26 protein-coding genes are annotated in these 25,741 nt (G+C 33.1%); all 26 read left to right on the top strand.

The genetic code is table 11. The annotated features are described in order from the left end of the window. The first annotated feature begins 22 nt into the window (after window positions 1-22). The 26 genes from fdhD to guaA all read left to right on the top strand — a co-directional run bounded on the left by fdhD (window position 23) and on the right by guaA (window position 25,164). Window positions 23-778, top strand: a complete 756-nt coding sequence (gene fdhD, locus ACU68Y_RS04135) for a formate dehydrogenase accessory sulfurtransferase FdhD (RefSeq protein WP_446755373.1) — start codon at window positions 23-25, stop codon at window positions 776-778. After that, entirely contained in the window at window positions 778-1,413 is a 636-nt protein-coding gene (locus ACU68Y_RS04130) for a formate/nitrite transporter family protein (protein ID WP_446755372.1), read from the top strand. Before fdhD ends, ACU68Y_RS04130 begins: the two co-directional genes overlap by 1 nt. A gap of 10 nt (window positions 1,414-1,423) precedes the next feature. After that, window positions 1,424-2,605, top strand: a complete 1,182-nt coding sequence (locus ACU68Y_RS04125; RefSeq protein WP_446755371.1) for a molybdopterin molybdotransferase MoeA — start codon at window positions 1,424-1,426, stop codon at window positions 2,603-2,605. Beyond that, window positions 2,602-3,609, top strand: coding sequence for a molybdopterin-guanine dinucleotide biosynthesis protein B (mobB, locus tag ACU68Y_RS04120; RefSeq protein ID WP_446755370.1), 1,008 nt, complete (start codon window positions 2,602-2,604; stop codon window positions 3,607-3,609). The genes ACU68Y_RS04125 and mobB overlap by 4 nt, the downstream gene beginning before the upstream one ends. A gap of 9 nt (window positions 3,610-3,618) precedes the next feature. After that, window positions 3,619-4,074: an 8-oxo-dGTP diphosphatase gene (locus ACU68Y_RS04115; protein ID WP_094202484.1), complete on the top strand. Its 456-nt coding sequence runs from the start codon at window positions 3,619-3,621 to the stop codon at window positions 4,072-4,074. After that, window positions 4,074-4,982: a DMT family transporter gene (locus ACU68Y_RS04110; protein WP_446755369.1), complete on the top strand. Its 909-nt coding sequence runs from the start codon at window positions 4,074-4,076 to the stop codon at window positions 4,980-4,982. The genes ACU68Y_RS04115 and ACU68Y_RS04110 overlap by 1 nt, the downstream gene beginning before the upstream one ends. Continuing rightward, window positions 4,975-5,715 (top strand): NAD-dependent protein deacylase, encoded by a 741-nt coding sequence (locus ACU68Y_RS04105; protein ID WP_446755368.1) that lies wholly within the window; start codon window positions 4,975-4,977, stop codon window positions 5,713-5,715. The genes ACU68Y_RS04110 and ACU68Y_RS04105 overlap by 8 nt, the downstream gene beginning before the upstream one ends. Next, a complete protein-coding gene (locus tag ACU68Y_RS04100) occupies window positions 5,705-6,103 on the top strand; it encodes a hypothetical protein (RefSeq protein ID WP_035111313.1) in 399 nt (132 codons plus the stop codon). The genes ACU68Y_RS04105 and ACU68Y_RS04100 overlap by 11 nt, the downstream gene beginning before the upstream one ends. A 212-nt stretch (window positions 6,104-6,315) precedes the next feature. After that, window positions 6,316-7,176 (top strand): DegV family protein, encoded by an 861-nt coding sequence (locus ACU68Y_RS04095; protein ID WP_012290308.1) that lies wholly within the window; start codon window positions 6,316-6,318, stop codon window positions 7,174-7,176. Between the two features lie 159 nt (window positions 7,177-7,335). After that, window positions 7,336-8,490 carry a TlpA disulfide reductase family protein gene (locus tag ACU68Y_RS04090; RefSeq protein WP_446755367.1) on the top strand — a complete coding sequence of 385 codons (1,155 nt, stop codon included), beginning with the start codon at window positions 7,336-7,338 and terminating at the stop codon, window positions 8,488-8,490. Between the two features lie 14 nt (window positions 8,491-8,504). Next, the gene (locus ACU68Y_RS04085; RefSeq protein WP_002841292.1) at window positions 8,505-8,657 is read left to right on the top strand and encodes a CD1871A family CXXC motif-containing protein; all 153 of its coding nucleotides are present in this window, start codon (window positions 8,505-8,507) and stop codon (window positions 8,655-8,657) included. Then, a complete protein-coding gene (locus ACU68Y_RS04080) occupies window positions 8,650-9,552 on the top strand; it encodes a 4Fe-4S binding protein (RefSeq protein ID WP_035111351.1) in 903 nt (300 codons plus the stop codon). The genes ACU68Y_RS04085 and ACU68Y_RS04080 overlap by 8 nt, the downstream gene beginning before the upstream one ends. A 130-nt stretch (window positions 9,553-9,682) precedes the next feature. Next, a complete protein-coding gene (locus ACU68Y_RS04075; protein ID WP_004166939.1) occupies window positions 9,683-10,432 on the top strand; it encodes a rhodanese-like domain-containing protein in 750 nt (249 codons plus the stop codon). Window positions 10,433-10,486: 54 nt separating this feature from the next. Continuing rightward, window positions 10,487-11,968 (top strand): TIGR04282 family arsenosugar biosynthesis glycosyltransferase, encoded by a 1,482-nt coding sequence (locus ACU68Y_RS04070; protein ID WP_446755366.1) that lies wholly within the window; start codon window positions 10,487-10,489, stop codon window positions 11,966-11,968. After that, window positions 11,940-12,602 (top strand): TIGR04283 family arsenosugar biosynthesis glycosyltransferase, encoded by a 663-nt coding sequence (locus ACU68Y_RS04065; RefSeq protein ID WP_446755365.1) that lies wholly within the window; start codon window positions 11,940-11,942, stop codon window positions 12,600-12,602. The genes ACU68Y_RS04070 and ACU68Y_RS04065 overlap by 29 nt, the downstream gene beginning before the upstream one ends. Beyond that, window positions 12,577-13,524, top strand: a complete 948-nt coding sequence (locus ACU68Y_RS04060) for a (Fe-S)-binding protein (RefSeq protein WP_446755364.1) — start codon at window positions 12,577-12,579, stop codon at window positions 13,522-13,524. Before ACU68Y_RS04065 ends, ACU68Y_RS04060 begins: the two co-directional genes overlap by 26 nt. Further along, entirely contained in the window at window positions 13,521-14,441 is a 921-nt protein-coding gene (gene arsS / locus ACU68Y_RS04055; RefSeq protein WP_446755363.1) for an arsenosugar biosynthesis radical SAM (seleno)protein ArsS, read from the top strand. Before ACU68Y_RS04060 ends, arsS begins: the two co-directional genes overlap by 4 nt. Beyond that, entirely contained in the window at window positions 14,434-14,874 is a 441-nt protein-coding gene (locus ACU68Y_RS04050) for a C-GCAxxG-C-C family protein (RefSeq protein WP_446755362.1), read from the top strand. The genes arsS and ACU68Y_RS04050 overlap by 8 nt, the downstream gene beginning before the upstream one ends. A gap of 173 nt (window positions 14,875-15,047) precedes the next feature. After that, window positions 15,048-16,592 (top strand): NAD(P)/FAD-dependent oxidoreductase, encoded by a 1,545-nt coding sequence (locus ACU68Y_RS04045; RefSeq protein WP_446755361.1) that lies wholly within the window; start codon window positions 15,048-15,050, stop codon window positions 16,590-16,592. Window positions 16,593-16,660: 68 nt separating this feature from the next. Then, window positions 16,661-17,614: a 1-phosphofructokinase family hexose kinase gene (locus ACU68Y_RS04040; RefSeq protein WP_002839712.1), complete on the top strand. Its 954-nt coding sequence runs from the start codon at window positions 16,661-16,663 to the stop codon at window positions 17,612-17,614. Window positions 17,615-17,801: 187 nt separating this feature from the next. Further along, entirely contained in the window at window positions 17,802-19,253 is a 1,452-nt protein-coding gene (gene guaB / locus ACU68Y_RS04035) for an IMP dehydrogenase (RefSeq protein WP_060790169.1), read from the top strand. 9 nt (window positions 19,254-19,262) lie between these two features. After that, a complete protein-coding gene (gene purE, locus ACU68Y_RS04030) occupies window positions 19,263-19,736 on the top strand; it encodes a 5-(carboxyamino)imidazole ribonucleotide mutase (protein ID WP_004166988.1) in 474 nt (157 codons plus the stop codon). Then, window positions 19,736-20,761: a phosphoribosylformylglycinamidine cyclo-ligase gene (gene purM, locus ACU68Y_RS04025; RefSeq protein ID WP_060790168.1), complete on the top strand. Its 1,026-nt coding sequence runs from the start codon at window positions 19,736-19,738 to the stop codon at window positions 20,759-20,761. The genes purE and purM overlap by 1 nt, the downstream gene beginning before the upstream one ends. A gap of 15 nt (window positions 20,762-20,776) precedes the next feature. After that, complete coding sequence (locus ACU68Y_RS04020) at window positions 20,777-21,892, top strand: uroporphyrinogen decarboxylase family protein (RefSeq protein ID WP_446755360.1); 1,116 nt, start codon at window positions 20,777-20,779, stop codon at window positions 21,890-21,892. Window positions 21,893-22,027: 135 nt separating this feature from the next. Further along, on the top strand, window positions 22,028-23,623 hold the full coding sequence (locus ACU68Y_RS04015) for an ABC-F family ATP-binding cassette domain-containing protein (protein ID WP_094229488.1): 1,596 nt from the start codon (window positions 22,028-22,030) through the stop codon (window positions 23,621-23,623). 8 nt (window positions 23,624-23,631) lie between these two features. Further along, window positions 23,632-25,164, top strand: a complete 1,533-nt coding sequence (gene guaA / locus ACU68Y_RS04010; protein ID WP_060790166.1) for a glutamine-hydrolyzing GMP synthase — start codon at window positions 23,632-23,634, stop codon at window positions 25,162-25,164. The last annotated feature ends 577 nt before the right edge of the window (window positions 25,165-25,741 follow it).

The raw sequence follows: 25,741 nt of genomic DNA, 5'->3' as shown, positions 1-25,741 counted from the left end.
ATAATTAAATAAAGGAGAAAATATGAATTTTGAAAAACATGTAATGGTTAAGAAATATAACGATGGAGTTATAGAAGAAGTAGAAGATGTTATTTTGAGAGAATTTTTGTTGGATATCAATATTAATTCCAAACCTATCGTAAAACTTTTGTGTATTGAAAAGGATTTACAAGAACTTGTGACGGGATATCTTATAACAGAAAATATTGTAAGGCCAGAAGATATACAAAATATTGATATACATATTGATGGAAATATTTGTAATGTCGAGTTGAAAGATATCGATAACACTCCAAGTCATGTGACTACTGAAAGTGGAGATTACAAAAATGTTCCTTATAATTTTACAAATAGAGATGAAAAAGTAATTCCAATTGATTGGAATGAAGAAACACTTTTGAAGATTTCTAATTTTAATTTATCTGGATCGAAATTATTCAAAGAAACTGGCAATGTGCATTCTGTTGTTTTGGCAAAAGGCGAAGAGATAATTTGCCAATGTGACGATATTGGAAGATACAACGCTTTTGACAAGGCTGTGGGTACGGCTGTATTAAAGGGCGAAAAATTATCTGATTTAATCGCATTTACATCGGGAAGAATTCCTTCATCAATTGTTCAAAAATGTATCAATTCAGGAATTTCTGTTATAGTTTCCAGAAGCGCACCAACGGATGTTTCATTGGAATTAGCTGAAAAATACAATTTGTCTGTAATCGGCTTTTGCAAACAAAGTCGTTTAAATATTTATAGAGATTTTAGAAAGAAGGATTTGTAATGAAAAAATTAGCGGATTTTTTGTATGCCATTATGGCAGGGGCTTTTATTGCTATGGGTGGAGTCGTATTTTTGAGCCTAAACAATAAAATTGTCGGAGCATTTATGTTCAGCTTGGGACTTTTTGCAGTGTGCACTTTGAAGTACAACTTGTTTACAGGAAAAGTTGGATATTTGTTCAATAATGATGTGAAAACTTATTTGCCATGGTGTTTGATGGTGTGGGTTGGAAACTTAGTTGGTAGTATTATTGTAGCGGAATTGGTTCGTCTTACAAGAGTTGCTCCTGGTATTATCGAAAAATCCACAAAATTAGTTCAAGTAAAAGCAGATGATAGCTTAATTAGCTTGTTTGTTTTGGGAATTTTCTGCAACATTATGGTTGTTCACGCAGTGGATCAATATCTAAACAATCCTCATGAAGTTGGAAAATATTTGGGAATTGTAATGAGTATTATGGTATTTATCCTATGCGGATTTGAACACTGTATCGCAGATATGTTTTATATTCAAATGGCAAGAATGTGGAATTCACAAACAATTATTGCACTTATAGTTATTACTTTGGGTAATATTTTGGGTGGAATTTTGATTCCAACAATGAGAAATATCAACACAAAATTAAAAAGCGAATAAGGTTTAGTAAATGTTATTACAAGTAGAAAAAGCGAAGGAAATACTTAAAGAAAATATAAAAAAAGCATCTGACATTGAAGAAATTGACATTGACGATGCTTATAACAGAGTTTTGGCGGAGGATGTGCTGGCGAAGTTCAACAATCCTCCTTATCCCAAAAGTGCAATGGATGGATACGCTGTAAGCAGCAAAGATTCTGACAAATTATCGAAGAAGAAAATTATCGGGACGAATTTTGCTGGAGATTGCAATGATTTTGATTACGAAGAAAATACTTGCGTGAGAATTATGACAGGTGCATTTGTACCAAAAGGTTACGATGCAATTGTAAAACAAGAAGACTGCGAAGTAGTGGATGGTTTTATTGAAATCAAAAAAACTTACGAGCCTTTTGATTACTATATAAAAGAAGGCGAAGATGTGTCTGAAGGGGATTTGTTAATTCCTAAAAACACGAGGATTTCTTCGGTTCATTTGTCGATTTTGGCATCAAATGGATATGCAAAAGTTAAGGTTTACAGAAAATTAAAAGTAGCGCTATTATCGACAGGATCTGAATTGTTGTATCCTGGGGATGATTACAAACCAGGTAAAATCTACAGTTCAACTACTTTTACATTAAAATCTATTTTAAAAAATTCAGGAGTAGAAGTTGTCGAACAAAAAAACTGCATGGATGATGAACAATCAATCATACGTGAAGTAAAAAATCTGACACAAAAATCAGATGTTGTGATAACAACTGGTGGAGTGAGTGTTGGGGACAAAGATTTAATGGAATCATGCATGAAACAAATTGGAGAAGTTTTGTTTCACAGAATTGCCATGAAACCAGGAACACCTGTGATGGCATCAAAAGTAGGTGACACAATTGTGTTGTCTTGTTCGGGAAGTCCGTTTGCGGCTTTTTGTAATTTCGAAGTTTTATTTTGGGATTTGTACAATAAATATTATGGATTAAATGTAAAACAATTTGAAGAAGGAAAAGTTGTAGAAGGGTCGATGAAACCATCGAAGCTTCAACGATATGTCAGATGTTTTGTAAAAGATTCTGAGATTACGATTTTTGATAAACACAAGAATTCTATGCTACAAGATTTGACTAATTGCAATGCGCTTTTGCTTCAAAAACAAAACGAAAGCTTGGATGTGAATTCAAGCGTAGATTATATTTATTTGGGTGAAATATGAGAGTTTCTGTAGGAATATTGGCCGGTGGAAAAAGTGTGAGAATGGGTCAAGACAAATTCGATTTGAACTTTTATGGTCACACTTTTATCGAAGAATTGATTGATAGATTCAAGGACTTTGAAGTTATTGTTTCATCTAATACGGCTGATTATTCTCCAATAAAAACTGTGAAGGATACTTATGTTGACGCGGGACCTTTGAGTGGAATTTTGGAGATTTTAAAAAATTCTACAAATGAATATGTATTTGTAACTTCTTGCGATATGATTAATGTGAAACCTGATTTGGTGGATTTTGCAGCATCTATCGCAAGTTTTTCAGATGAAGCTGTAATTTTTGAAACAGACGAGAGATGTTATCCAACTTGTGGGATTTTTTCGAAAAAAATTATTCCTGTTATAGAAGGAATGCTACAAATTGGAGATTATCGTGTGATGAATTTGGTTAAGAAAATCGATGCGAAATTTGTAAATTTAAAATACACAATTTTTGAGAATGAATTTGTTAATATTAATTATCCAGAAGATTTGAAACAAAACACAACGCCTTTGATTTGTATTTGTGGCAAGAAAAATAGCGGCAAGACTACTTTTATTAAAAAGCTTGTTGGAGAATTGAAAAATAGAGACAAAACTTGTTCTGTAATAAAGCACGACGGTCACGATTTTGAGCTTGATTTCAAAGATACGGACACTTTTTTCTACAAGGAGTACGGAGCTTGTCAGACCTTGATTTTTAACGATAAATACTTTAAATTAGATGGTAGGAGTAAAAATATTTATGAATTGATACAATTATTGGACGATGTTGATTTGATAATTATCGAAGGGATGAAAGATTCCGATTTCATAAAATACGAATGTACTCTTACGGATGATTTAGTGTGTAGTGATGTGAACAAATACGCAATTATAAGTGACAGGAAATTTTCGGGATACGATAATTTCGATATCAATAATCCATCAGAATTTGCAGACTACATTATTCGAAAATTTAAAATTTAGAAGGTATTTATGGAAAATATTTTGTGCAATATGATCAAAATAAATCGTGGAAATGATGTTTTGGTTTTAGATAAAGTTAAAAAATACGGCTGGGAAGGATTGACTTTTCCAGGAGGCCATGTCGAAAATATGGAATCAATAACAGATTCTGTAATCAGAGAAGCGAAGGAAGAGACTAATCTGGATGTAGAAAATATTAGATATATTGGAATGATTAGTTGGTATGACATGGACAACAACGACAGAATTGTAGGGTTTTTGTACGAGACTGACGATTTTTCTGGAGAATTGGTAAAAGAAAATGTCGAAGGAACGTTGGAGTTTATCGATTACGAGGAACTAAAAAACATGGATGGTCATAGCGATTCTATGGATGAAATTTTCGCTATTTACGACGGAAAATATTCTGAAATCGTGCTTTATTATGAAGATAATAAATGCGTAAAAAAGGAGTGTTATAAATAGTGAGAAAAGCTAAGGGAATGATGTTCGCCATAATCTCGGCGTTGATTTTCGGATTTACTCCGATTATGGTCAGAGAAACTTTGAACAATGGAAGTAACGTAATTATGACTTCTTTTTTGAGAGGATTTTTCGTGATTCCTTTTTTGGCAATTTCATTGAAGAGTAGAAATATCAGCCTCAAAGTTACAAAACAAGAACTAAAAAAACTAATTTTAATGTGCAGCATTGGTGGTTGTATCACGATGACAATGCTCTACGCATCGTACCAATACATTTCCGTTGGGCTTGCAACTTCAATCCATTTTATTTTTCCAACAATTGTAACGGTGTATTCAGTCATGTTTTTGAATGAAAAAATGACGAAATACAAATTCATATCACTTATTGCATCGATTATTGGAGTAATTTTGCTCGCAAATAATGTAGGCGGAAGCAATAATTTTCCGCTTGGAATGTTTTTGGCAGTGGCATCTGGTTGTACTTATTCTTTTTATTTGATTTACATGGATGTATCTGGACTTAAAAACATGGACAGCGTCAAGGTCACATTTTATAATTGCACGATTAACTCGACGATGCTTTTTATATTTGGACTTATTACTGGAGATTTTACATTGTCTTTATCAAGATATGCGTGGATTATTGCATTTGTGATTTCGATATTGGTGTCCGTATTTGGTACGCTTTTCATCCAACTTTCGATTGTGAATGCTGGTGTCAGTACGTACACGATTTTTTCGACATTGGAACCAATTACATCAGTAATATTAGGAATTATTTTATTTAACGAAACTACAGACCCAAGAAGATTGCTGGGCTGTTTCATGATATTTTTATCGGTGATGATATTGGCGGTTTCAATGAGATTTCAAGAAAGAAAAGCAAGGGAAGCGATAAATAATGAATGATGTTGAAAGATTAAAACAAATTGTAGAACAAAGTGACAAAATCGTGTTTTTCGGTGGGGCAGGAGTGTCCACTGCATCTGGAATTCCAGATTTTAGATCTGCAACTGGACTTTACAACAAGAAAAACGACAGCGATTTTTCGCCGGAATATATGTTGAGCCATGAATTTTTTGTGACACATCCAGATTTGTTTCAAGATTATGTTTTGGAAAATTTGATTATCGATGGAGTAAAGCCGAATAATGCACATCTTTCTTTGAGGAAATTAGAAAAAGCAAACAAATTACTCGGCGTTATCACACAAAACATCGACAGCCTGGATACGATGGCTGGTACGAAAAATATCGCAGAAATTCACGGGAATTTGAGAGATTATTACTGTGTAAATTGCGGTGCAAAATACGATTTGGATTATTACAAACAAAACAGACCTTGTAAATGTGAAAAATGTGGCGGCGTTGTGCGTCCAGATGTTACATTGTACGGAGAAGTTCCACCGCAAAGTGAATTTGCAAAAGCGATTAATTGGATTAACAATGCAGACACGATGATTGTAGCTGGAAGTTCGCTTGTTGTGTATCCTGCAAGTGGTCTTATCAATTATTTTCGAGGAGATAATTTGATACTAATTAATCTAGATCGTACAAGCTACGATAATATGGCAAATATCGTGATTCATGACGATATTGCAAAAACTTTAGAATATGTGACGAGGGATATTGATGAAAGATAAAATTAAAAATTATTTGCAAAAAGTTTACGGAGTGGATTTTTTCTCAAAAACAATGATAGTATTCGCTCTGATACTTTCTTTGATTAATTTAAAATTTAAAAATAGAGTTATAGAGATCATTACGATGATTTTGATTGTGTATTTCGGAATTTTCAGAGTTTTTTCTGTTAATAAATATCAACGAATGATTGAAAATCAAAAATTTGCAAAAGCTGTAAAACCTATGACGGATTTTTTCGAAAAATATAAAATTAGAGCAGCAAATTCCAAGGATAAGAAATACATTAAATGTCCAAACTGCAAAAAGGAAATGAAAATTCCAAGAAATAAAGGCAAAATCAAAGTAACTTGTCCTCATTGTGGACATAAATTTGTAAAGAAAAGTTAATCAAAAATTCACGAATCTATTATTAAGTTAGTCGCTTGATAATAGATTTTTTTGTTTGAAAATTAATTGATAAAAAATTAGCTTTCGAGCAATGGTTTTATTTGATAATTTATAAATTATTAAATTCAATCAAGTTTATATATTTATATTACATATAATTGACCGCTTGAACAATAAATGTTATCATTAAAAAAATTAATTAGGAGGGGCAAATGATAAAAATTATATCAGATTCAGCTTGCGATTTGAAAAAAGCCTATACGGAACAAAATAACATAGGAATTGTTCCATTTAACATAATAATAAACGAAGATACATCACTTAAAGATAAAATTGATATACAATCAGAAGAGTTGTTGGAAATGATGAAGAACGATTCACATTTTTTTGCAAAAACTTCTCAACCAAGTCCAGACGACTACAAAATTGAATTTGAAAAAGCTGCGAAACAAGGATGTGACATAATATGTTTCACAATAACATCCGAGTTGAGTGGCTCGTACCAATCAGCAGAGATTGCCAAGAAAATTATTCAAGAAGAATATGATGTCGACATAAGAGTTATCGATAGCTTATCGGCTTCTCTCGGTCAGGCAATTTTGATTAACAAGGCAATTGAAATGGTTCATCAAGATAAATCCCTGGATGAAATAGAAGATTATATAAACAAAATAAAATTGACTTCAAAAGTTTTCTTGTTAGTGGACACTTTAAAATATCTTGAAAAAGGTGGAAGAATTAGTAAATCCAAGAGATTAATTGGAAGTGCTTTAAGTCTAAAACCTATATTGAAATTGGAAAATGGTAAACTAGACATAGTAGATAAAGTTATCGGCAAGAAAAGAGCAATTAAAAATATGATGAGGCTCTTAAATTCAGAAAAAAACAAATCAGACAAATCCCATGAGTTTTTTGTAGTACATGCAGATTCTGAAAAAGAATCCAGTGAAATTTACGACGAACTAAAAACCGAAAATAATATACCTTTTGATATCGAAGTATTATCTCCGGTATTAGTTTGCCATTCAGGATATGGCAGCGTTGCTATCGGAATAATCAGCACTGAAGTTTAACACAAAATTATATAGGAATTTTAAATAAATGATAATGCGTTTTAAAAGACGCATTATTTTTTGTTTCACAAGCATTTCACAAAACTATCGTAATATAATATCAGATCACACGAGACCGTGTTATCTAAAAATTACCTTAGATATTTTATGGAGGAAATTATGAGAAAAAATGTATTGAAAGGAACAACTTTGCTACTAGCTTTGTGTTTTAGCGTTGGGGCAGTTGGATGTCAAAAATCTAGTGGAAATACTGGAAAGCAAACTAAAGTGGTAAGTCCAAAAGAAGCTGGAATGAAAAATGATAAAAACCGTGAAAACGAAAAATTCAAACCTTCTGATTATTCATTAAAACCAAAAGATGAATTTGTATATGAGTTTTTGGGATTGAAGTTCAAACTTCCAGAACAAGTTAAAAAAGATATGACGAATAAGAAAATTGCGATGTTGGATGAACAAAGTCCAATCGACAAAGAATTGAAATACGCTATGCTTACTTTCAGCAAATTAACTGAAGAACAAAAAAATGCAGTAGTGGATAAAATGGGCGATGGATACGAAAAATGGCAAAGAGAATTGGAAAGAGTAGGCACTATTGGAATGTTTGATAAAAAAATGTCTGAAGCTGAGATTTCCAAGATTACAAAATGTGACAATCACAAGAAAATTGGCGAATCAAAAGATGGTAAGTTCGCTTACTACATAAGTTCAAAAGGTAAAATGGACGAAGGTTTTGCAAAAGAATTCGCCCAAACTCAAATTGATATTATAGATAAAAAACCACGTCCTGAAAATGGATTTGTATTATCTGAAAAAACTGGTTTAGAAAACACAGAAGCTTTTGATAAAAAATCTGTGAAAGGATTAGGTAATTTATCTACAAAAGATATCAATGGCAAACAATTTACAAGCAAAGATTTCGAAAAATACGATCTTACAATGGTAAATGTGTTTGCAACTTGGTGTAGTGCTTGTGTGAACGAAATTCCAGATTTATCGGAAGTTTACAAAGAAATGAAATCCAAAGGAGTAAACATTGTAGGAGTTGTTACAGATACTGTTGATGATAATGGAACTAATAATGACGCCTTGCAAAAATCAAAATTAATCCAAGAAAAAACAAAAGCTTCATATCCGTTCTTGATGCCAGACAAATCAAATTTTAACGGCAGATTAAACGGCATTCAAGCGATGCCTGAAACTTTCTTCGTAGATAAAAAAGGAAACATCGTCGGAGAAACTTATTCTGGTGCAAAATCAAAAGAAGAATGGAAACAAGTTATCGAAAAAGAATTGGCTAATTTGAAAAACAAATAAAATTGGTGATTCAAATGTACAAAAAATTTATTCATAGTCGAGTATTTTCGGTCATGATTTTGTGTTTATCAGTTGGCATGATTTATTATGGATACAACAACGGTGAAGTCAAAGTTGTGTTGGATAAGGCTATAAGAATTTGCATGGAGTGTATTGGAATTGGATAAAATAAAAAATTTACTAAAGTTTGGAGATAAGAAAAATAAATACAAAATAATGGATAATTTCAGACACGCTTTCCAATCACTGTGGTTTCTGATTACAAATTCTTATGTAGAGGGATTTAAAACCGGAAAAATTTACGGCGGGAATTTGAAAAAAATCTGTGTTCCGGGCATGAATTGTTATTCGTGCCCTGGAGCAAAAGGAAGTTGTCCAATAGGTTCGTTACAGGCTGTAATTGGAAATTCAAATTTCAAGTTTAGCTATTACATAGTCGGATTTTTGTTTTTTATTGGCGCATTGATGGGAAGATTTGTGTGTGGATGGTTGTGTCCATTTGGATTGATTCAGGATTTACTGTACAAAATTCCTTTTTTCAAAAAAATAAAAACTTTCAAATACGATAAACATTTGAGAAAATTAAAATATTTTATTTTGCTAATTTTCGTAATAATTTTGCCGATGTTCTTGGTTGATATTTTGGGGCAAGGATCGCCGTATTTTTGTAAACTTATTTGTCCAATAGGAATGCTTGAAGGTGGAATTCCTCTGGTACTGCTCAATAAAAGCATGAGAGGTGCAATTGGGTTTTTGTATTATTGGAAAGGAAGTATTCTAATAATTACAATTTTACTTTCAATAATAATTTATAGACCTTTCTGTAAATATATTTGTCCATTGGGTGCGATTTATTCGTTTTTCAATCCGATTTCTATTTTCAAATATAGATTGGACAAAGAAAAATGTATAAGTTGCGGAAGATGTAAGAAAGTGTGTCAAATGAACATTGATCCTACTAAAAATTGCAATCACAAAGAATGCATCAGATGTGCTAGATGCAAAAACGCCTGTCCAGTTGATGCTATAAGTTGTGGAATAAAGGATAAAAACAGGTATTAAAAAATTTAGAAAAATATTTCTCAAAAATCTTTAACAATCCATTTATAGAAAATTTCAATAAATAACCCTTGGGTTTCGAAGTATGTGTATGATACAATATTATCGAAAAGATTTTTAGGAGGAATTTATAGTGAAAAAACTTTTATTAACTTTAGCATTAGTATCAGCTTTAACTGTTACTGGATGTTCAAATAATTCAGAAAAACCAGCTGACAATAATGCTAAAACAGAACAAAAAACTGAAAACAAATCAGAAGAAAAAGCTGCGATCAAAGAAATGAAGGGCGCAGATCTTGAAGCAATTGAACAAGACAAGAAGAAAAAAGAAACTGTATTGGTTGTTGATGTTAGAAGCAAAGATGAATATGACCAAGGTCACGTTAAATGGGCTATTAACATGCCAATCGACACTTTCGAACAAGAAGTTTCAAAATTAGATGCTTACAAAGATAAAGCTGTAATTACAATTTGTAACAGCGGTAAGAAGAGCCAAGAAGCTGCTGAAATTTTAGTTAAAAATGGATTCAAAGATGTTACTAACGCAGAAGGCGTTAAGAAATTTGAATACAAATTAGTTAAATTTGCTAACATTTTACCAGCCGATTTAGTAAAAGCTTCTGAAGATACAAACAACGTTATAGTTGATGTAAGAGATAAGAAAGATTATGACAAAGGTCACATCAAAAATGCTATCAGCATGCCTTTAGATGAAGCTGATGCAAGATTATCAGAAATTCCTACAGATAAACCAGTTTACACTTATTGCTATTCTGGAAATAAATCTGGTCAATTAGCTCAAAAATTAGTTGAAAGAGGAAACAAAGACGTATTCAACTCTTTAGATGGAACTAAAGAACACGACTACGAATTAGTAAAATAATTTTTAAAATTTAAGCGGCTCATATTTTGGGCCGCTTTTTTTACAGGAGATAAAATGAACGCAGTAATTTTGATGACCAAAATTCCAAATAAAAATTCTAAAACTAGATTGTCGAATCTTTTATCAGAAAATGAAAGAATAAAATTCAGCGGCAATTTGATTGATAAAAACGTAAATATTATCAAAAAATACAAAGTTTTCTTATCTCTAACGCCAGACGAATTATTTGAGGATTACACGAAAAATTCTCCTCATGACTGTATCAGACAAACAGGAGATGATATTGGTCAAAGGATGAAAAATTCCATAAAAGAAGTTTTGTCACGAGGATATTCTAAAGTGGTTTTAATTGGTTCAGATATCATTGATTTTGATGATGAAATTTTTGATGAAGCTTTTGATAAATTAGAGGATTATGACGTAGTATTCAGCCCGACAGAAGATGGCGGCTACAGTTTGATTGGGATGAAGAAATCACACGATGTTTTGTTTGAGAACAAAAAATATTCTAATCCGAATGTAGAAAACGATTTGGAAAATAGTTTGATTGAAAATGGTTTGTCCTATTTTAAATTGGGAGAAACTCACGATATCGACACTGATATTGATTTTGTAAAATACATATCCAAATCAGACAACGTGAAATTACTTGGTAAAGGCGAGTACAATTCAAATTATCTAATAGATGATGATTATTTGATAAGAATTGCAAGAGGATCCCAAATGCATTTGGATAATCAAATAGAATACGAATACAAGGCTCTCAAATTTTTAGAAAAATCAAATGTAACTGCCAAGGTTTACGATTTGAAAAAGGATGAATTATCAGGGATTTCTTATCTTACTGAAGAGTATTTGATAGGAAGAGATTTGGATTATCATACTGATTTAAAAATCGCAGCATATTTGCTCTCACAAATCCACTCACTGGATGTTATTGGACAAGATTTTATAAAAGCGGACAGTCCTTTTGAGATGATGTTCGACGAATTTACGCAGATGTTTTCTCATTATCAAAAATGGGACAAGAAAAACAATACAACCGAAGAAAAGATTTCAAATATGCTCAAATACATCAAAAATCTGGGACTTACTTCTTCACTTCAAAATCCATGTCTTATCAACACTGAACTCAACAATAAAAATTTTATCATAGGAGATAAATCTTACGTTATAGATTGGGAAAAGCCGATTATAGGAGAGCGTGAACAAGATTTGGCGCACTTTTTGGCACCGACGACGACTTTTTGGAAGACAGATGTAATTTTTGACAACGACACAATGGATGATTTTTTAGATGAATACGACAACTTATCAAAAACAAAAGTAGACAGGGAAAAATTCGTAAAATATTTGCTGTTTACGTGTCTACGAGGAATAACTTGGTGCTCAATGGCATACACTCAATATGTTGACGAAAACAGGGATAATGGATTTACTTTTGAGAAGATAAAAGCGTATTTGTCGGATGAATTTTTAGATAATATATGGGAGTTTATAAAAGCGAATGATTTCAGTAATAGTGCCTGTATATAACGAATCTGACAACATCGACAAGTTCATCGATCGTCTAGATGTTTTTGATGATGAGTTCGAGGTGATTTTCAGCGTGAGTGGCGATGACGATACGTTTGAAAAAATAAAAAAACGCGGATATAATCCAATTAGAAGCATCAAAGGTCGTGGCAATCAAATTATAAATGGAATTTTAAATTCAAATGGGGAAATAATTCTGATTCTTCATGCGGATACTTTTTTTAGAGAAAATCCAAAAGAAGAAATCAAATCTATTTTAGAAAATTATAAAATGGGTTGTTTCAGTATTTCCTTTGTTCCGAAAAAGTTCATAATGCAAATTGTGGCATTTAATTCCAGCAATCGTGTCAGACACAGAAACATAGCTTTTGGTGATCAGGGAATGTTTTTTACTAGAGAGTTTTACGATGAGATGAGTGGATTCAAAAACATAGATTTAATGGAAGATTATGATTTTTCGATTAGGGTAAAGGAAAAAGGATACAAAATCTTCCTATCAAAAATGAAGATATATTCTTCATCGCGTAGATTTCAAAATAATGGTCCTTTTAAGACTATGTGGATGATGCAAAAATGCCAATATATGTATCGCAAGGGGGAAAGCGTAGATGATATCAAACAAAAGTACAAATGATTACTTACAAGAAGTAAAAGATAAGTGTATTGATTGCGGTAAATGTACGAAGAACTGCCCTTTTTTGACAAAATACAAGATTAATTTGAAAGATTTTGCAGACAGACAAGACTTGGCGTTTTCTTGTTTCTTGTGTCAAAAATGTAAAGCAGTGTGTCCAGTTGATTTGGATGGAAAAAAGATTTCTCTTATTTTAAGAAAACAAAATCCAAAATTTGAATCTGTGAAAAAACAAAAAGAAAATTATTTCTTCAAAAACAAATCCGATAGAAAAACAAAAGATTTGTTGTATTTGGGATGTAATTTTCCAGCATTTTATCCAGACACAACAAAATATTTAATGGAATTGTTCAACAAAGAAGGATTTGATTATTCAATTGATTGTTGCAATCTTCCAAGTGATTTTACGGGATTTGAAAATAATTATATGGAAAGACTTGAGAAAGAACTTGAAGACAAAGAAGTGGAAAGAATTGTGTGCGTATGTCCAAACTGTTTCCACAAATTCTACAAAAATTTGTCAGTAGAAGTTATCACGATTTTCAAATGGCTCGAAGAAAGAGATATGATACAAGACATTGATGAGAAAGTGAATGTGTTCTTCCCATGTTCTGACAGGTATAATCATATAATGTTTGAAGAAATCAAACGACATATCAAAGGATTTAACAATAAATACATAAGTACAAACTGCTGTGGTGCTGGTGGAATTGCAGGAAAAAGCGAAAAAGAAATCGCAACACAAATGCAAAACTCCATCAAAAACGAAAAAATGTATACTTATTGCGCAACTTGTTCATCCAAGTTTGTGGCAAATAATGAAGTACACCATTTTGTAAGTAAAATGGTTGGCATAGATGAAAAATGCGATCCAAGCTTTTTTAAAAATGCATTAAAGGGGAAATTTAGGGGGAGAAAATGAGATTCGAAGATAGAATATCAGAAAAATTTAAGAAAACAGGTGACATTACAACTCTACAATTAAATATTACTGAAAAATGTAATTTGCGTTGTAAACACTGTCACATTATGAAAAACAGTGAAAATTTAGAAATGTCCAAAGAAACTATGCAAGACTGCCTTAAATTTTTGGATAATCACAAGATGAAAACTGTGGATATTACAGGTGGAGAACCAACAACACATCCAGAAATCGTGTGGTTTATGAAGGAATGTTTGAAAAGAGTAGACGAACTTATTATTCGTACGAATGCGACAGATATCGAAAAAAACAAAGAATTAATGAATTTATTTGACAAAGAAAAAATCAAAATCGTAGTGTCACTTCCTTGTTATACGCAAGACAATGTGGACAGCCAAAGAGGAGATGGAGTGTTCGACAAAGTCATAGCTAACTTGAAGAGACTTAACGAAATGGGATACGGCACTGAAAAAGAGTTGGACTTGGTTTACAATCCACTCGGAGGATTCTTGCCACCAGAACAATCCAATCTTCAATCAGATTACGAACGCGAATTAAAAAAGAAAGATGTTGTGTTCAGTAATTTGTTTACAATTACAAATATGCCTATTGGATATTTCAGAGATTTTTTGGTAGAAAAAGGCGAATACGAAGATTATATGAAATTGTTGGAAGATAATTACAACGAAGAAACTGTTGAAAATATCATGTGCAGATTCCAAATTTCTGTGGATAGTTTGGGAAATCTTCACGATTGTGACTTCCATTTAGCAGAAAAAGTTCCTATGAAGGTCTACAAAAACATAAAAGATTTGATTAATGTAGATGATTTGTCTAGAGAAATTGTGTGTAAAGATTATTGCTACGGATGTACTGCAGGAAGTGGTTCAAGTTGTGGAGGTGCATTGGATGAATAAATTAACGAATGAAGAAATTTGGCAACAATTTACTGAAGGGATAGATTGTGCACAAGTTGTATTGAGATATTTTGCAGATGATTTGGGAGTTGACAAAAATCTTCTTACAAAAATCGCATCGCCATTTACAGGCGGCATGTACAAGGGAATGACTTGTGGAGCAGTAACTGGTGCCTACATGGTTTTGGGAATCAAATACGGTCATTCAAAGCCAAATGAAGGCGAGAAGAAAGTCGAACTCATCAAAAAAATGTTCGAATTTGATACCAAATTCAAGGAAAAACAATCAACGATAATTTGCGAAGAAATATTGGGAGATAATATAGCAGAAAATCTTGAAAAAATCGAACAAGAAAACACGATGCAAAGAAAATGTCCACAAGCTGTGAACGATGCAATAGATATATTAGAGGAAATGTTTGAAGAAAAATAAAACGCAAGCTGTCTACTAAGGTAGGCAGCTTTTTAGGTGTGGATTTAGAAATCTACAATTTTTTCCGTATGATATTCTTAGCATTAGGATTTTAAAATACCTAATGCATGGCTTATCAATATTTCTATTTAAATAATGATATAATACAAGTAGCAAACGAAAGAGAGAAAATTATGATTATTATTAGAAATATAAAATTGAAAAATGACGATGAGAACGAATTGAAGAAAAAAATCTCCAAGATGATTGGAATGAAAAACTTCGATTACGAGATTTACAGAAAATCAATCGATGCGAGAAAGGGGATTCTGTTCAATTATCAAGTTATAGTTGATGTCGACTTGTCCGATAAAAAGATAAAATCAATCAAGAATTGTGAGAAATATTTTGAGGAAGATTTTAGATTAGAGAATGTAGATAATTCGAAAAGCGTCACAGTTGTGGGAAGTGGACCTGCAGGGTTGTTTTGTGCGTATTTATTAGCGAAAAATAGAGCAAAGGTCAAGGTTATTGAACGAGGAAGTGAGGTATCAAAAAGAGTTGATGATATCGAACATTTCTTAAAAACTGGAGAGCTAAACACGAACAGTAACGTGCAATTTGGTGAAGGGGGAGCTGGAACTTTTTCTGACGGGAAATTAACAGCACGCTCCAAAGACAAGAGAGTCAGGGAAGTTTTGAAGACATTTGTCGACTACGGCGCTCCAAGTGAAATCATGTACGACTCCAAGCCACACATCGGAACTGATGAATTACAAAAAGTAATCGTGAATATGAGAAATGACCTTATAAAAATGGGTTGCGAATTCGAATTTGATACATTGATTGACGATGTGAAAATCGAAAACGAAAAATGCGTTGGAATAAAATCGCATGATAAAAAATTCCAATCAGATTGTTACGTTTTGGCTCTTGGCAATAGTTCAAGAGATACTGCTGTGATGTTAGCAGATAAAATTAAAATGACGAACAAGCCATTTGCAGTTGGATTTAGGATTGAGCATCCACAAAAAATGATTGATTTTGCTCAATATAAATGTGATAGAAATCTTCCAAGCGCGACTTATCAACTTTCTTATTCTGAAGAAAACAAAAGAGGAGTGTACACTTTTTGCATGTGTCCGGGAGGATATGTAATCAATGCATCTAGCGAAGAAAATGAGTTGTGTGTCAATGGTATGAGTTTTCATAAAAGAGACGGCAGAAACGCAAATAGCGCGATTGTGTGTGGTATAGATGAGAATACTTACGGACACAATTTGTTGGACGGAATTAAATTTCAACAAGAAATCGAACGCAAGGCTTTTGAATTGGGAGGATCTAATTACAATGCGCCAGTTCAATTGGTAAAAGATTTTATGAACGATAAAAAATCAGAAAAAATCGGTGAAGTCGTCCCTACTGTCAAACCTGGATATGTTTTGAGTAATTTGAACGATATTTATCCAAAACACGTTACAGATTACATCAAAACCGCGATAAAAATGATGGACAAGAAACTTCACGGTTTTTCGATGGATGAAGCGGTACTCACAGGAGTTGAAACGAGAACTTCTTGTGCTGTGAAAATGGACCGAGATGATTTGTTGAGAAGCGAAAATATTGATAATTTGTATGTAATTGGTGAGGGAAGCGGATATTCTGGAGGAATTGTTTCAAGTGCAATCGACGGATTGAAGGCTGCTGAGGTTATCCTTACATCAAAATTATCTAAATAATTTAAAAAGCTAAATTTTTGGGTATATTAAATAAAAGCTTAATTTTAATTAATAAAGAGGAGAATAAAATGATACTTAGTATAACTTCTAATCCTGCTATAGATGTAATTTACGAGATGGATGAGCTGGATACTAATGGAGTAAATGTAGTTGATGATGTGTACAAGACGCCAGGCGGCAAAGGTATAAATGTGTCCAAAGTTTTGGATTTGTTGAGAGCAGATTTCATGGTTACAGGATTTATCGGTGGAAGTAACGGAGATTATGTAATCGACAAATTGGATGATGTGAACATTAAGCACGATTTTATCTTCACAAATGTCGACACTAGAAACTGCATCAGAGTAATTCATGGCGATAAGCAATTTGAAATATTTGAAAAGACCAATAAAATTGATTCGAGATTTGAAAGAACATTCATGTCACTAATACAAGAAATCGGAAAAAACTACGACATATCTGTAATCAGTGGAAGTTTGATGAATGGTTTATCCGATAATTTCGTAGAAGAAACTATGGACATACTACAAGATAACAGCAAGATTATTTTGGATACAAGTGGACAAGTCACGAAAAAAGTTTTGGAAAATAATTACAAACCATACGCTATCAAACCTAACTTCCACGAATTCAAAGAAATTATTGGCTTATCAGAAGATATTTCATCAGAAGATTTCATCAACAAAGATTCAGATTATTTGAAGGAAATTTTCAGCAATAAATTGTTAGATGATATTGAAATTGTTTTGGTTACCAACGGAAAATACGGAGCGATTTTAAAATACAAAGATAATTTGTACAAAATTACAGTTCCACAATACAAAATTCAAAGAACTGTTGGAAGCGGAGATGCCACTGTCGCAGGGATTGCAAAATTCTTGGATGATGGAGAAAGTGTCATGGAAACTGTTTTGAAGGCGATAAGTCTTGGAGTATTAAATGCGAGAGTTTATGAAGTAGAAAAGTTGGATGTAAGTAAAATAAATGAAGTTGCCGAACAAATAGATGTAGAATTATTATAGGAATTTACGCGTCAAAATTTTTTTGATGCGTTTTTTTCTTGCTCAAAAATTTGCATTTCTGATATAATACATTTAAAGAAAATGATTGGGATAAATTTGCTTGACTTGTTATCGTTTGTATGGTAAATTTATTCCTAACATTAAAAATTTTTAACAAAGTTTTTATTTATTTTATGAGGAGGGTATTATGCAATTTATCGGCGAAGGATTAACATTTGATGACGTACTTCTAGTACCAGGTCCATCAGAAGTTTTACCTAATGAAACTATCTTGAAAACAAGATTAACAAAAAAAATTGAATTGAACATTCCTATGATGTCAGCAGGAATGGACACTGTAACTGAGTCAAAAATGGCTATCGCAATGGCGAGACAAGGCGGGATCGGAATTATTCACAAGAACATGACTATTGAAGAACAAGCAAGAGAAGTAGATAGAGTTAAACGTTCAGAAAATGGAATAATTACTGATCCTTTTTACTTATCTGCAGATGACAAAATCGTTGATGCATTAAAATTGATGAGTCACTACAGAATTAGCGGTGTACCTATAGTTAAAGAAGATATGACTTTGGTCGGCATCTTAACTAACAGAGATGTTAGATTCGTAAAAGATGAACAACTTCCAATCGGAGATGTTATGACTAAGGACAATTTAATAACAGGTCACGAAAACATATCAATGGATGAAGCCTTGGAAAAAATGATGAACGCCAAGATTGAAAAACTTCCAATTGTAGATGAAAACTTCAAATTAAAAGGACTTATCACTACAAAAGATGTTGAAAAGTCAATACAATATCCAAATTCAGCAAGAGATTCACAAGGAAGATTATTAGTTGGTGCAGCAGTAGGTATCACAACTGATATGATTGAAAGATGCCAAGCTTTAGTGGATGCAAAAGTTGACGTCGTAACAATCGATACAGCACATGGTCATTCAAGAGGAGTTTTGAATGCTGTAACTAAATTAAAGAAAGCTTTCCCAGATCTTCAAATTATCGCAGGTAATGTTGCAACAGCAGATGCTACAAGAGATTTGATAAAAGCTGGTGCAGATTGCGTTAAAGTTGGTATTGGACCTGGATCTATTTGTACAACAAGAGTTGTAACAGGTATCGGTGTTCCTCAAATGACAGCTATAATTGAATGTGCAAAAGAAGCCGACAAATACGATATTCCAATCATTGCCGATGGTGGTATTAAATATTCTGGAGATATTACAAAAGCATTAGCAGCTGGTGCATCAGTTATCATGGCAGGTAGTTTGTTCGCTGGTACTGAAGAAAGTCCTGGAGAATTAGTTGTATTAGAAGGTAGACAATACAAAGAATACAGAGGAATGGGCTCACTTGGTGCTATGAAAGCAGGAAGTGGCGACAGATATTTCCAAAACAACACTAAGAAATACGTTCCAGAAGGAGTAGAAGGTAGAGTTGCTTACAAAGGATCTGTAGCAGAAGTTGTGTACCAATTAGTTGGTGGACTTCGTTCAGGTATGGGTTATGTAGGAAGCAAAGACTTGGTTGAATTAAAAGAAAAATCAAAATTCGTGAAGATTTCTCCAGCATCACTTGTAGAAAATCATCCACATGATATTACTATTACTAGAGAATCTCCAAACTATACAAAAAAATAGGAGCAAAAAATGGATATTAGATTAATAATGGGAAGCAGCTCAGATATTGAAGTTGCAAAAAAAGTTACTAAAATGTTGAAAAAATTCGATCTTTCTTATGAAGTATCAGTTATTTCAGCACACAGAGCATTGGATGTTTTGAAAGAAACTGTTGAAAAAGACGACTGCAAAGTTTACATCACAATCGCTGGAAAAGCAGCACATTTGGGTGGAGTAACAGCTGGAATTACAACAAAACCAGTTATAGGAATTCCTGTAAAAGGATCTGCACTTGCTGGAATGGATGCATTATATTCAATCGTTCAAATGCCAAAAGGAGTTCCAGTTGCAACCGTTGCAATCGACGGTGGAGAAAATGCAGCTATCTTAGCAGCTCAAATGATTGCTCTATCTGACGAAAAATTAGCTCAAAAATTAAAAGAATACAAAGAAGAAATGAAACAAGCCGTAATTGATTCTGACAAGGAGTTAGAAGAAATATAATGGGATTAACTTACAAAGATTCTGGTGTAGATAAAGAAAAAGGCTACGAAGAAGTTCAAATCATAAAAGAAATCGTAAAGAAAACTCATGGCAAAGAAGTTCTAACAGGAATTGGTGGATTTGCTGGTCTATTTAAACCAGAAATATCCGATATGAAAGAGCCTGTATTGGTTAGTGGAACTGATGGCGTTGGAACAAAAATCAAACTAGCAATGGAACTAGATAAACACGATACAGTTGGTATTGATTTGGTTGCAATGTGTGTTAATGATGTTTTGTGCCAAGGAGCAAAGCCATTGTTTTTCTTGGATTACATTGCGACTGGAAGTTTGAAACCAGCAAAAATGGCGGATTTGGTTCGTGGTGTAGCAGAAGGTTGTAGCCAATCTGAATGTGCATTAATCGGCGGAGAAACTGCTGAAATGCCAGGATTGTACAAGGAAAATGATTATGATTTAGCAGGATTTGCAGTTGGTATTGTAGATCGCGATAAAATAATCGATGGAAGTGGAATTAAAGAAGGAGACGTTGCAATATCACTATCTTCAAGTGGAGTTCACAGCAATGGATTTTCACTTGTAAGAGCGGCATTGGATATGGCAAATGTAAAATTATCCGACAAATTTGAAGACACTACAGTTGGAGAAAGACTTTTGGTTCCTACAAGAATTTACGAAAAAGAAATCTCAGCTTTATTAAAAGAAGTTGAAATCAAAGGAATTGCTCACATTACTGGTGGTGGATTATACGAAAACGTACCAAGAATGTTACCAGAAAATATCGGAATAGAATTTGACATAAAAGAATCAGAAATTGATTCTGTGTTCAAAGCTATTCAAAAATGGGGAAATGTAGAAACAAAAGAAATGTTCTCTACTTTCAACATGGGAATAGGCATGGTAGTTGTAGTTGATGCAAAAGATGTGGATAAATCTCTTGAAATATTACAAAAAATAGATCCAAAAGCAAAACAATGTGGAGTTTGCAAAAAAACAGAAACTTCTGTAAAGATTAATTTAAAATAATTTAGTGAGGATTTTATGAAAAAAAAGTATTTTTCGTTTGTAGATGAAGGATTAATCAAGATGACTTACACAGAAAGATTGAAGTCATATTTAGATGGTAATGTCGTGGATGTTGTTCCATTTGATCTTTTCGATGTAGAAACACCTTTGGCAACAAATATGGGATACACAAAAATAGATTTGATAAATGATTTTTCGTTGTATACTGATATGGTTCATCTCAAAAAATCTTTATATGGAATAGATTACATGTATATTGGCATGGATCAAAAAGGAATTGGAAGCATTCTCGGTAGCGAAACTAGAATGACAGAAAATGGCGACTTTTTGACATCTCATTATGCTATTGATGATTATGAATCAATGGCTAATTTGGGAAATATAGATGTAAGTAACAGTGAAACTGTGTGCAATTTTATTGAAAAAGCAAAAAAGACGAAATCATCAATGGATGGAATAACAATATTTGGTGCAGTTACAGGACCATTTACTACAGCTTCTGGAGTCAGACCTGTTGAAAAACTTCTTCGCGATACGAGAAAAAACAAGGAAAATTTGCACGAATTATTAGATTTGTGTACAAATTATACCATTGATTTTGTGAGAACTTTCACTGACGAAATAGGTGGATGTTTCTTCAAAATTGCTGATCCTGTTGCATCGATGACAGTAATTAGCAAGAAACAATTTGAAGAATTTGCACAGCCTCATTTGACAAAATTGACAGATGCAATTTATGAAATTACTGGAATCAAACCAATGGTTCATATTTGCGGTAAAACTGACAAAGTTTGGGAAAACTTCACAGATACTAATTTCTCAAGATTTTCACTTGATAACATAGAAGATATGGGAGAATTCAAAAACGTTCTCGGAAATTCTATGATAATCGAAGGAAATATTGCGCCTATGGATATACTTTTGAATTCAGACCCACAAACTGTTAGAAACGAAGTAAAAAATATTTTGCAAAAAGCTTCAGACAGTCCAAAAGGTTTCATGTTAAATTCAGGGTGTACCGTATGTGACCACACTCCAATAGAAAACATCGAAAGCTACATTAAAGCAGTATGCGATTTTGGAAAAGATGCTTCGATTGGAAAATTACCAAAAGGATTGTTAGACAAATAAATTTATTAAATCAACAACCATTTATTTTTCAAAATTAAATGGTTGTTTTTGAATTAAAAAATGTATCCAAATATCGTAATATCAAGACTTGAGTATACTTTTATGGTATAATATGTGAGTATTGGAGGGATTTAGATGTTAACAGTTAACAATTTAAGTGTCATATTCCCCGATAAAAAATTATTTGAGGATGTTAACCTAATTTTTAATCCAGGTAACTGTTACGGAGTTATTGGTGCGAATGGTGCTGGTAAATCAACGTTCCTCAAAATTTTATCCGGAGAAAAAGAGCCTACAAAAGGCAATGTCACGATAGATAAGAACACAAGATTATCAAAGCTTAACCAAGACCACTACGCTTTTGAAGAAAACAGCGTAATGGAAACAGTTTTGATGGGAAATAAGAAACTTTACGATATCCAAAAAGAAAAAGATGAGATATACATGAAGCCTGATTTCAGCGATGAAGATGGAATGAGAGCAGCTGAATTGGAAGCGGAATTCCAAGAGCTTGGAGGATATGAAGCAGAAGCGGAAAGCTCATCTTTGTTACAAGGTTTGGGCATTACAACAGAACAACATTATATGCTTATGAAAGATTTGAAAGAATCCGACAAGGTAAAAGTTTTGTTAGCGCAAGCTTTGTTCGGTAATCCAGGAATATTGCTACTAGACGAACCTACAAATGGTTTGGATTTGAAGGCAATATTGTGGCTTGAAGGCTTTCTAATGGATTTTCCAGGAATTGTAATAATAGTATCTCACGATAGATATTTCTTGAATGAAGTGTGCACTCACATGGTGGATGTGGACTACGGAAAGATTAATATGTTCGTTGGTAACTACGATTTCTGGTACGAATCAAGTCAACTTGCACTTAGAATGCAAAAAGAACAAAACAAGAAAAAAGAAGACAAAATTAAAGAATTACAAGAATTTATTCAAAGATTCTCCGCCAACAAATCAAAATCCAAGCAAGCTACAAGTAGAAAAAAACTTCTCGATAAAATCACGTTGGATGACATTAAACCATCTAGTAGACGTTATCCATTTGTTGGATTTGAACTTTCGAGAGAAGTTGGCAACGAAATTCTAAATGTAGACAACTTGACTGTAGAACAAAATGGCAGCAAACTTATCGATAATTTGACTTTCAGGGTCAACAAAGGAGATAAGATTGGATTTATCGGAAACGAAATAGCTATCACGAAATTTTTCGAAATAATCAACGGAAACGATGATAATTATTCTGGAGAATACAAGTGGGGACAAACTATCACTAACACGTATTTTCCAAAGGATAATACTAAATATTTTGAAAATTGCGATTTGAATTTGATTGATTGGTTGAGACAATTCAGCGAAGAAAAATCAGAAATCCACATCAGAGGATTCTTGGGCAAGATGCTATTTTCAGGAGACGAAGCTTTGAAGAAGTCCAACGTTCTAAGCGGTGGCGAAAAGGTTAGAATGATGTTTTCAAAAATGATGGTAACACCTGCGAATGTTTTGGTGTTCGACCAACCTACAAACCATTTGGATTTGGAAAGTATCGAAGCTGTAAACAACGGGCTAATCGCATTCAAATCAAACATTTTGTTCACATCACTTGATCACCAATTTGTATCTTCTGTGGCAAATAGAATTATTGAAATATTTGATGACGGAACTTATCGTGACGTATCAATGAATTACGAAGACTATATAGAAAAATATTTAACTAATAATTAGGAGTAGAAATGAAACATCAATTAGTTATTGTAGTAGATTTTGGAGGACAATATAATCAACTAATCGCTCGTCGTGTCAGAGATTTGAACGTGTACTGCGAAGTTGTTCCTTACAAAAAAGCATTGAATGCTATTAAGGAAAAACAACCAATCGGGATAATCTTTACAGGCGGACCAAACAGCGTTTACGAAGAAAATTCTCCACAAATCGAAAAAGAAATTTTTGAATTAAATATTCCTATTTTGGGAATGTGCTACGGAATGCAACTTATTTCCAAAGATTTTGGTGGAGTTGTTGAAAAAGCAAAAAATCGTGAATTTGGTAAAACAAACGCCAAAATCTCAAACCAAAGCTCTATCTTAAAAGATATGAGCGACGAAAGTATCGTGTGGATGAGCCACACTGATTTCGTATCACAAAAACCAGAAGGATTTGATATTATCCAAACAACTGATTCTTGTCCTGTAGCAGCAATTGCAAACGAAGACAAGAAGATTTTCGCAGTACAATATCACCCAGAAGTTAACCACACAGTTGAAGGTAAAACATTAATCAAAAACTTCCTTTATGAAATCTGTAAAGCAGACGGAGATTGGACAATGGAAAACTTCTTGGAAGAACAAATCCAAAAAATCAGAAAAACTGTCGGCGACAAAAAAGTTTTGTTGGCATTATCAGGTGGGGTAGACAGTTCTGTGTGTGCAGCACTTTTATCCAGAGCAATCGGCAAAAACTTGACATGCGTATTCGTTGACCATGGTTTGATGAGAAAAAATGAAGGCGACGAAGTTGAAGCTGCATTCAAAAATGACGAATTAAACTTCGTAAGAGTAAATGCAAAAGACAGATTCTTAAATAAATTAAAAGGCGTATCAGATCCAGAACAAAAGAGAAAAATCATCGGAGAAGAATTCATCAGAGTATTTGAAGATGAAGCAAAAAAAATCGGATCTGTGGATTTCTTAGCACAAGGAACAATCTATCCAGACGTAATAGAATCTGGACAAGGCGATGCATCAGTAATCAAATCTCACCACAACGTTGGTGGACTTCCTGATGTAGTTGATTTCAAAGATTTAATCGAACCACTTCGCGATTTATTCAAAGACGAAGTCAGAAGATTGGGATTAGAACTAGAAATGCCAGAATATTTGGTATATCGTCAACCATTCCCAGGACCAGGACTTGGAATAAGAGTAATGGGAGAAATAACTGAAGAAAAATTAGAAGTGTTGCGTGAAGCAGATTTCATATTCAGAGACGAAGTTGCAAAAGCAGGAATCGACAAAGACATCAACCAATACTTCGCAGTAATCACTAATAACAGAACAGTCGGAGTAATGGGAGATTTCAGAACTTACGACTACACATTGGCATTAAGAGCCGTAACAACAACAGACTTCATGACAGCAGATTGGGCAAGAATCCCATACGAAGTATTAGATAAAACTTCAGTAAGAATAATTAACGAAGTAGACCACATCAATAGAATAGTCTACGATATAACAAGTAAACCACCAGCAACAATTGAATGGGAATAAATTTTTGGTAAAAATGGCGAACTAGACTCGTTTCGAAAGCACCTCACTGCGGCGTACTTAATGTACGCCTCATTACGGTACTTTCTGCACTTCGCCTATTTCATCCATTTTTCCTCAAAAATTATTTTGAATCTTGATAAAGGAAATAAAAAGATGCGAGCGAATAGCGTGCATTTGTTAAAAATAATAAATTGAATAATAGTTCCAAGTGGTTTACATTGGACAAAAAATTAGACCGTAGTTTGAAGCTGCGGTCTTTTTTTGGTACATTAAAAAATTTACCTCTAGTAAATTATATAAAGAGGATTGAAATTCTATTGTGGTGAATATTTTAATGGCTATTGTAAGAAAATTCAGTAAAATGATTTGACAGAAAAATAATATCATGGTACTATAAATGTAACAATGGTACTACAAATGTAACCATACATAGTTGTAAGAGGATAAGAGTGTTATGTCATACTTTAATTTTCAAAGGTATAAAAATGGAGATACCTTGATCCCATATTTAGTAACTAATGAATATTAAAACAAAATTATTTTCTGTTTTTTGTGTTATGTTAATAATCAGAAGAAT

Source organism: Finegoldia sp. P1-F-LS, assembly GCF_052932205.1.
Note: the sequence above shows the minus strand (reverse complement) of the source record. Positions and strands in the feature narration are given on the sequence as shown.

Excerpts from the sequence above, each read along its gene's own strand:
- ACU68Y_RS04095 (WP_012290308.1), top strand. The coding sequence starts at position 6,316 with ATGATAAAAATTATATCAGATTCAGCTTGCGATTTGAAAAAAGCCTAT.
- ACU68Y_RS04125 (WP_446755371.1), top strand. The coding sequence starts at position 1,424 with ATGTTATTACAAGTAGAAAAAGCGAAGGAAATACTTAAAGAAAATATA.
- ACU68Y_RS04040 (WP_002839712.1), top strand. The coding sequence starts at position 16,661 with ATGATACTTAGTATAACTTCTAATCCTGCTATAGATGTAATTTACGAG.
- ACU68Y_RS04050 (WP_446755362.1), top strand. The coding sequence starts at position 14,434 with ATGAATAAATTAACGAATGAAGAAATTTGGCAACAATTTACTGAAGGG.
- ACU68Y_RS04085 (WP_002841292.1), top strand. The coding sequence starts at position 8,505 with ATGTACAAAAAATTTATTCATAGTCGAGTATTTTCGGTCATGATTTTG.
- ACU68Y_RS04105 (WP_446755368.1), top strand. The coding sequence starts at position 4,975 with ATGAATGATGTTGAAAGATTAAAACAAATTGTAGAACAAAGTGACAAA.
- ACU68Y_RS04065 (WP_446755365.1), top strand. The coding sequence starts at position 11,940 with ATGATTTCAGTAATAGTGCCTGTATATAACGAATCTGACAACATCGAC.
- ACU68Y_RS04090 (WP_446755367.1), top strand. The coding sequence starts at position 7,336 with ATGAGAAAAAATGTATTGAAAGGAACAACTTTGCTACTAGCTTTGTGT.
- mobB (WP_446755370.1), top strand. The coding sequence starts at position 2,602 with ATGAGAGTTTCTGTAGGAATATTGGCCGGTGGAAAAAGTGTGAGAATG.
- purM (WP_060790168.1), top strand. The coding sequence starts at position 19,736 with ATGGGATTAACTTACAAAGATTCTGGTGTAGATAAAGAAAAAGGCTAC.
- ACU68Y_RS04100 (WP_035111313.1), top strand. The coding sequence starts at position 5,705 with ATGAAAGATAAAATTAAAAATTATTTGCAAAAAGTTTACGGAGTGGAT.
- guaB (WP_060790169.1), top strand. The coding sequence starts at position 17,802 with ATGCAATTTATCGGCGAAGGATTAACATTTGATGACGTACTTCTAGTA.
- fdhD (WP_446755373.1), top strand. The coding sequence starts at position 23 with ATGAATTTTGAAAAACATGTAATGGTTAAGAAATATAACGATGGAGTT.
- ACU68Y_RS04045 (WP_446755361.1), top strand. The coding sequence starts at position 15,048 with ATGATTATTATTAGAAATATAAAATTGAAAAATGACGATGAGAACGAA.
- ACU68Y_RS04015 (WP_094229488.1), top strand. The coding sequence starts at position 22,028 with ATGTTAACAGTTAACAATTTAAGTGTCATATTCCCCGATAAAAAATTA.
- ACU68Y_RS04020 (WP_446755360.1), top strand. The coding sequence starts at position 20,777 with ATGAAAAAAAAGTATTTTTCGTTTGTAGATGAAGGATTAATCAAGATG.
- ACU68Y_RS04070 (WP_446755366.1), top strand. The coding sequence starts at position 10,487 with ATGAACGCAGTAATTTTGATGACCAAAATTCCAAATAAAAATTCTAAA.
- guaA (WP_060790166.1), top strand. The coding sequence starts at position 23,632 with ATGAAACATCAATTAGTTATTGTAGTAGATTTTGGAGGACAATATAAT.
- arsS (WP_446755363.1), top strand. The coding sequence starts at position 13,521 with ATGAGATTCGAAGATAGAATATCAGAAAAATTTAAGAAAACAGGTGAC.
- ACU68Y_RS04130 (WP_446755372.1), top strand. The coding sequence starts at position 778 with ATGAAAAAATTAGCGGATTTTTTGTATGCCATTATGGCAGGGGCTTTT.
- ACU68Y_RS04115 (WP_094202484.1), top strand. The coding sequence starts at position 3,619 with ATGGAAAATATTTTGTGCAATATGATCAAAATAAATCGTGGAAATGAT.
- purE (WP_004166988.1), top strand. The coding sequence starts at position 19,263 with ATGGATATTAGATTAATAATGGGAAGCAGCTCAGATATTGAAGTTGCA.
- ACU68Y_RS04060 (WP_446755364.1), top strand. The coding sequence starts at position 12,577 with ATGATATCAAACAAAAGTACAAATGATTACTTACAAGAAGTAAAAGAT.